A 4338-nucleotide genomic window follows, 5' to 3' on the forward strand; every position below is an offset into this window, starting at 1 on the left:
GTGAGGTCGGCTGTTCGAGTCAGCCTAGGCCCACTTAATTCACAAGAAAAAGGGACTCCAAATTAAGGAGGCTCTTTTTTGCAGGCATCCTAAAGTATGAATACTTGAATTTTTTATACAAAAAAAGCAATCTGCATGGTAGCGGATTGCTTTTTTTGATCACGTTAGAGGGCTAGGGCAGATGGCTACTTTTTTACTTCCGTTTTTGCGTATGAATTCTCTTGTAAGGAATACTTCTAGTTCGGATAATGTCCATCCCAATGCCTTTGCGAACTGCTCTAATTTTTCTTTCTCTTCTTCCGACATATAAATCTCAATACAGGATTCTGTTGCCATGTTGTACTCATTCCCTCGATGATTAATAATTGCCTTATTATCTTTACACTTTTTTATGGGGCATGTAAATACTTTTTGTTTGTTTCCAATTATAACCTATCATTTTATAAAAGGAACTGGTATGATAAAAATATCGAAAATTTTTGATATTGACAAAATATAGTTGCAATGTGAAGGAGGACAAAGCTAGATGGCAGATACACAGACAACGGAATACCGTAATATTTTATACGAAGTTGATTTCTCGATTGCCTACGTAACAATGAATCGGCCAAATAAACGAAACGCTCTTTCTCTGGAGCATATGGAAGAACTAATCCATTGTTTCGAAAGCATTGCACAAAGCAAAGAAATCTCGGTTGTTATTCTAAAGGGAAGTGGCCCGGCCTTCTGTGCAGGCCATGATTTAGGAGAAATGGTAGATCAATCCCCCGTTTTCTACCGCCATTTGTTTGATGTATGCACAAAAATGATGGAGACCATCCAATCCATTCCGCAGCCGGTTATTGCTCAGGTTCACGGTATTGCTACAGCGGCAGGATGTCAACTAGTGGCTACGTGTGATTTGGCTGTTGCAACGGATGATGCTCGCTTTGCGACGCCTGGTGTAAAAATCGGCTTGTTCTGTTCTACTCCTATGGTAGCGCTTTCTCGTGCAGTAGGACGTAAGAAAGCAATGGAAATGCTACTGACAGGTGAAATGCTTTCCTCGGAGGATGCTGTCATGGCTGGCTTGATTAATAAAGCCGTACCGGCGGACCAATTAGAAGAAGAAACGAAGGTCCTGGCATCTAAAATTGCTCAAGCCAGTCCGTTTACTGTAGGAATCGGAAAACAAGCCTTCTATAAGCAATTGGATATGCCGCAACCTCTGGCCTATTCCTACGCAAAAGAGGTCATGAGTCTCAATGCCACTGCAGCTGATGCGCAGGAAGGCATCTGTGCTTTCCTGGAAAAGCGTCCCCCGAATTGGAAAGGCTGTTAAGCTATAATGATGTAACAAGAAAGGATGAGGCAATATGAAAAATGAATTTGTCATAAATCAGTTTGCTATTGCCAGAAACCGTCTGCTGAGTGCTCTGGAGAATGTAACAGAGGAAGCAGCCAGCCAAAAGCCGGAAGGATTTAACAATAATATCCATTGGCATACAGGACACATCCTGCTTGTAACAGAGAAATTTTTCTTCAAGGTTCCCACCGGAGCAAGCGAGCTTCCCGACTTATATGATGAATATTTTGCCAATGGCACGAAGCCTGAGGATTGGAAGAGCGAGCCTCCCCCGCTACAGGAAATCATCGAGCGGCTCACCAGCCAGGCGAAGCGTATAAAAGAAATCGGAGATGCCAATCTAGAACGAGAACTTGGCTCTCCACTTCATTTCAAATCCGGGCTAAAAATGGATACGGCGGGAGAGCTGGCGAATATGGCAATTTATCATGAAGGAGTGCATACCGGCTATATTTACGCCATGAAGCGACTTGTCACTAAACAAACAACAAACGCATAGAAGGATAAAACAACATGCATCAAATTATGGAAATTAAAGACGTTGATACTTTTCTTTCTTCATATAAAATAAGTCTTCTTTATATTTCTCAAGAGGCATGCAGCGTATGCCATGCGTTGTTGCCAAAAGTGGAAATAATGCTGGAGACATTCCCGCGTCTAGAGAGCGCATATGTTCGTATTGATGATGTTCCAGAGCTTGCAGGGAAATTCTCAGTCTTTACCGCTCCGACATTGATCCTTTTCGTGGAAGGGAAGGAAATGGTACGTAAAGCGCGTTTTGTTGTCATGCAGGAATTGGAAGCGGACATAAAAAAGTATTATGACTTAGTTATGTAGATGAAAGGTACGATATAAGGCAAGGGCTGACTATGCAGCCTTGCCTTATTTATTTCTTCGCATATTTTTTATCGAGAAAAGGGTAAAGAATAAATGAAACAAAAAGAAGGCATATATCGTATAAGTAACCAGAAACCTGATTAGGTTTCTGAAAAACCCTATGGTAAGATAAAAGTATGCCAAAGGAAATGACGGGGTGAAGCTCAATGAAAAAATTGCTGACGACCGTATGGCGCATTGTGTTATCGAGTATTATCGCATGCGGAAGTTTGTTTTTGTTTTTCTTTTTGTTTAGTAAATTGTTTGTGCCTGCTTTTTTTGCAAGTATCGTGGTTTTCGCTCTTTCCATGTGGTTAAGTGGACGACGCTACGCAGTTCTTGACACATATGATTTTGACATGGACAAGCAGGACCGTGCGTACGTGAAGCAAAGCCTGCGGGAAGCCCACAGGAAACTGAAGAATATTCGCCGCCTGCAGTTCCGTATCCGATCCATCACCATTTGGCAGAAAACATCGCATCTATATAAAGTAGCCCGCCGTATTTTTAACATTGTTGAAGAACAGCCATATCGCTTCCATTCTGCACGTACCTTCTTTTCCAGCTATCTTGACTCCACCATTGCTATTCTGGAAAAATACACCTTTTTATTATCGCAGCCTGTACGAAACGCTGAAATGATGGTGGCGTTGAAAAAAACAGAAGCAATGCTAGATGATATTATAGCTGCACTGGAGGAAGAGCTGATGCAGGTACTATCGGATGATGTACTGAATCTGAACGTGGAAATCGAGACGATGAAAAAATCTCTTGGCACGCGGCCACAGTATACGATTACGGCTTCGAAACAGGAAGAACATAAAGATGAAATCAAACGTTAGTAAATAAGAACATGTTAGGAAGAGAGGAGAGGCAGCGGATGGAATATTCAACTAAAGATCCGGTATCGACGAGCGATGCGAATCCCTCGCTTTCATTAGAGCAAAAGATACGGGTAAAAGAATTGGCCCGCCTAATTTCTCCCGCTCATCCGCATACGCTCGTACACTATGGGGCTGACATGCAGGACAAGCTGGCCCGTCTGGCTGATAATATGCTAAATCAGGTGCGATCCCATCAGGCTGAAGAGCAAATTGGGGCTATTCTACATGCTTTGCTTGATAAATTACGCGAAATTAATCCGGATGAATTGCTTACACCACAGAGAGGCTTTATTGCCCGTTTGTTCGGCGGATCGTCTGCCAAAGTGAAGCAGAAGCTGCTCGTCCGCTGTCAGAGGACTAACCATGAGATGGAACGTATGGCGGATACGTTGGAGCGTTTGCGTCACCAAATGTTGCGTGATACTACGATGCTGGATGTATTGTATGCAAAGAATCGGGAATATTTTAATGAATTAAACGTCTATATTGCAGCGGCTCGCGAGAAGTTGGAGGAAGTACGGGAGCATATGATCCCTATACTAAGGGAGACGGCGGAGAAATCAGGAAATGATCCATTGCAAATTCAGAAACTTATGGATATGGAACGGTTTGCTGATAGGCTGGAACAAAAGCTGCAAGATTTATTAATTAGCCAGACAATTGCTCTGCAAACAGCACCGCAAATCCGATTGATTCAGGAAAATCACGGAATTTTAATGGAGAAAATCCACTCTTCTGTTTTGTCCACCATTCCGCTCTGGAAAAGTCAGATGGTTATTCTTTTGTCTTTGCTTCGGCAACAAGATGCTTTGATTGTACAAAGACAAACTTCGCAGGCAGTTGGAGAGGCACTTAAGCGCAATACAGAAGTGTTACAGAAAAATGCGCGGAAAACATTTGATGAACAGGAACGGACGACAGCAGAGCTAAGTGCATTTAAAGAAACGCAGGAAGAATTAATGGCCGTTTTGGAAGAAACACTTCATATCCAGCAGGAAGGCAGTGAGAAGCGTCGGCGAATCGAGCAGGAATTGGGACATATCGAACAGAGGACGGGCGATAAGTCAAAGCACACGAGTCATATTATATAGAATTCACTTGATGTATTAACAAAGTTCAGGTGGTTGGAAGTAGGAGATTCGGAAAAAAGAAAGAGTTGGATGCGCCCTGCGCTCTGGCAGAAGAAAGACCAATGAGTCTTTTTCTTACCTCCCACCACAAACATGTGTCGAT

General features: G+C 42.7%; 6 protein-coding genes. 5 read left to right on the forward strand and 1 reads right to left on the reverse strand.

What is annotated here, in order from left to right; translation table 11 throughout:
* Positions 1 to 159: 159 nt before the first annotated feature.
* The gene (locus tag HMPREF0083_RS28095; protein ID WP_021621917.1) at positions 160 to 336 is read right to left on the reverse strand and encodes a hypothetical protein; all 177 of its coding nucleotides are present in this window, start codon (positions 334 to 336) and stop codon (positions 160 to 162) included.
* A 190-nt stretch (positions 337 to 526) separates the two neighbouring features.
* Here HMPREF0083_RS28095 and HMPREF0083_RS13130 point away from each other — a divergent pair, with 190 nt between their 5' ends.
* The 5 genes from HMPREF0083_RS13130 (at position 527) to HMPREF0083_RS13150 (ending at position 4196) form a co-directional block, all read left to right on the forward strand.
* Positions 527 to 1321, forward strand: coding sequence for an enoyl-CoA hydratase (locus tag HMPREF0083_RS13130; protein ID WP_021621919.1), 795 nt, complete (start codon positions 527 to 529; stop codon positions 1319 to 1321).
* A gap of 34 nt (positions 1322 to 1355) precedes the next feature.
* The gene (locus HMPREF0083_RS13135) at positions 1356 to 1844 is read left to right on the forward strand and encodes a DinB family protein (protein WP_021621920.1); all 489 of its coding nucleotides are present in this window, start codon (positions 1356 to 1358) and stop codon (positions 1842 to 1844) included.
* A gap of 14 nt (positions 1845 to 1858) precedes the next feature.
* On the forward strand, positions 1859 to 2182 hold the full coding sequence (locus tag HMPREF0083_RS13140; protein ID WP_021621921.1) for a thioredoxin family protein: 324 nt from the start codon (positions 1859 to 1861) through the stop codon (positions 2180 to 2182).
* A 206-nt stretch (positions 2183 to 2388) separates the two neighbouring features.
* The gene (locus HMPREF0083_RS13145) at positions 2389 to 3063 is read left to right on the forward strand and encodes a 5-bromo-4-chloroindolyl phosphate hydrolysis family protein (protein ID WP_040302713.1); all 675 of its coding nucleotides are present in this window, start codon (positions 2389 to 2391) and stop codon (positions 3061 to 3063) included.
* Positions 3064 to 3101: 38 nt separating this feature from the next.
* Positions 3102 to 4196, forward strand: a complete 1095-nt coding sequence (locus HMPREF0083_RS13150) for a toxic anion resistance protein (RefSeq protein WP_051354650.1) — start codon at positions 3102 to 3104, stop codon at positions 4194 to 4196.
* Positions 4197 to 4338 lie beyond the last annotated feature (142 nt).

Origin of the sequence: Aneurinibacillus aneurinilyticus ATCC 12856 (assembly GCF_000466385.1) — a bacterium.
Classification (GTDB): domain Bacteria; phylum Bacillota; class Bacilli; order Aneurinibacillales; family Aneurinibacillaceae; genus Aneurinibacillus; species Aneurinibacillus aneurinilyticus.

What these genes read in the sequence shown, in the direction of transcription:
- HMPREF0083_RS28095 (WP_021621917.1), bottom strand. Translation starts at nt 336, where the DNA reads ATGGCAACAGAATCCTGTATTGAGATTTATATGTCGGAAGAAGAGAAA.
- HMPREF0083_RS13130 (WP_021621919.1), top strand. Translation starts at nt 527, where the DNA reads ATGGCAGATACACAGACAACGGAATACCGTAATATTTTATACGAAGTT.
- HMPREF0083_RS13135 (WP_021621920.1), top strand. Translation starts at nt 1,356, where the DNA reads ATGAAAAATGAATTTGTCATAAATCAGTTTGCTATTGCCAGAAACCGT.
- HMPREF0083_RS13140 (WP_021621921.1), top strand. Translation starts at nt 1,859, where the DNA reads ATGCATCAAATTATGGAAATTAAAGACGTTGATACTTTTCTTTCTTCA.
- HMPREF0083_RS13145 (WP_040302713.1), top strand. Translation starts at nt 2,389, where the DNA reads ATGAAAAAATTGCTGACGACCGTATGGCGCATTGTGTTATCGAGTATT.
- HMPREF0083_RS13150 (WP_051354650.1), top strand. Translation starts at nt 3,102, where the DNA reads ATGGAATATTCAACTAAAGATCCGGTATCGACGAGCGATGCGAATCCC.